The organism is Bacillus sp. C30, assembly GCF_040838255.1.
Lineage (GTDB): Bacteria > Bacillota > Bacilli > Bacillales > Bacillaceae_G > Bacillus_A > Bacillus_A mycoides.
The window spans coordinates 1-1751 of the sequence record NZ_JBFPJH010000520.1 but is presented as its reverse complement, the minus strand read 5'-3'; the positions used below and the strand labels follow the sequence as shown (position 1 = coordinate 1751).

Genomic DNA, 1751 nt, shown 5'->3' with positions numbered 1-1751 from the left:
GTATTACTACTTATTGTATTACTGAGTTCGCATTTGGCGAAAGAGAAGTTGGTAGAAGAACATGAAACAAGGTTAGATAAAGAATTACTCGATTATGTTGAGAAATTAGAATCGATGCATGATGAATTGGCCAGTTTCCGCCACGATTATATTAATGTGTTACTTGCGTTAGAAGCGGGAATACGTACAAAAAATGTGAATGAAATCGAGCAAGTTTATTATGAGGTTATTACTCCTACTTTAAAATTAATCAATGATCATGAACTCGATATTGCGAAATTATCTCGTATACATATACCTGAAGTGAAAAGTGTATTAAGAGCAAAAGTGGGTACTGCCCAGCAACAACAAATAAAAGTAATGCTTGATATTCCGGAAAAAATAGCGACGGTTTCGATGCCTATAGTTCCTTTTATTCGTATCATTTCAGTCTTATTAGATAATGCAACTGAAGAAGCGGTACATAGTGAGGAAAAGGTACTGCAAATTGCCTTTTTTGAAATGGATGCAGAGCAATATTTTGTTGTTCGTAATAGCTCCAATTATAAAGAGATTGATTTGCAAAAAATTTATGAGAAGAATCATTCGAGTAAAGAAGAGGGCAGAGGATATGGGTTATTCTCATTAAAACGTATTATAAATAAAACGAATAATGCAACGCTAGAAACGACTTATATGAGTCCTCATTTCACGCAAACTTTCATACTAAAAAAATAGATAACCATTTATGATGGAAATCAAACCGAATAAGAAATAACTACATACTTTCTTCAATCGTTTTTATACACTTCAAGTAAGAGGTGAAACGAGATGAATGGTCTTATTTTTACAGCGTTTATAAGTATAGGGTTACCGCTTGTTGCACTTTTATATGCTTTTTGGAAGAAACGCTATATCCCGTATATGCTAGGCGTATTGGCATTTGTTGTATCACAAATTTTAATCCGTATACCAATACTGAATTATTTAAATGGAAATAGCACAGCTTTTTCAATGTTTAGTGTCATGCAGCCTATATTATTTGCGATTATGCTTAGTTTGTCAGCTGGTATTTTTGAAGAGATAGCTCGTTTTATTGCAATGCGCTATTTTATGAAACAACGAGATTGGCAGTCAGGATTTTTATTCGGAGTAGGGCACGGTGGTATTGAAGCTGTGTTGATAGTCGGTATTCCAGTAGTATCTCTATTATTATCGCAAACAGTTAGCGGAAATACGGATAGTTATTTTGTCGGTGGAGTGGAACGTATCTTTGCGATGTTAATCCATGTCGGTCTGTCATTCATTGTATTGCAAGCAGTTGTCCAAAAGAAATTTCGTTATGTTGTATATGCAATTTTCATCCATGGGACTGTAAATGCACTAGCAGGCATCATACCGCTATACGTACCAGCAAATAGGGCTATATTTACTGTAGAAGTTACAATAGCAATTTGTGCGTTACTTGTATTTAGTTATAGTTTCATCTTAAAAAGAAAGGGTGTATTAAAATGAAAAGAATGTTACTCATTATTATAAGTGCTATTGCGGCGTTCGCACTTGCAGCATGTACTGGTAATAAAGTAGATGAAAGTACTTCAAAAAAGTTTATTCCGAAAGCGGAAGAAATTGTAACGTTACTAAATGAATCTAAGTATAAAGAAGTGCATGAAAAATTTGATAGCAAGATGAAAACTGCATTATCAGAGGAGAAAATGAAAGATCTTACGCCTGTAATTGAAAAAGCTGGTACATTCGAAAAGATTGAAAAA

3 protein-coding genes are annotated in these 1751 nt (G+C 33.9%); all 3 read left to right on the top strand.

Annotation, left to right across the window (positions count from 1 at the left end):
* A partial coding sequence (locus tag AB3X49_RS22450) for a GHKL domain-containing protein (RefSeq protein ID WP_367964833.1) occupies window positions 1-717 on the top strand: 717 nt, incomplete at its 5' end.
* Between the two features lie 93 nt (window positions 718-810).
* Complete coding sequence (locus AB3X49_RS22445; RefSeq protein WP_002165544.1) at window positions 811-1494, top strand: YhfC family glutamic-type intramembrane protease; 684 nt, start codon at window positions 811-813, stop codon at window positions 1492-1494.
* Window positions 1491-1751 (top strand): DUF3887 domain-containing protein (locus AB3X49_RS22440; RefSeq protein WP_367964831.1); only part of this gene is annotated, 261 nt, incomplete at its 3' end. The genes AB3X49_RS22445 and AB3X49_RS22440, both read left to right, overlap by 4 nt.

Excerpts from the sequence above, each read along its gene's own strand:
- AB3X49_RS22445 (WP_002165544.1), top strand. The coding sequence starts at position 811 with ATGAATGGTCTTATTTTTACAGCGTTTATAAGTATAGGGTTACCGCTT.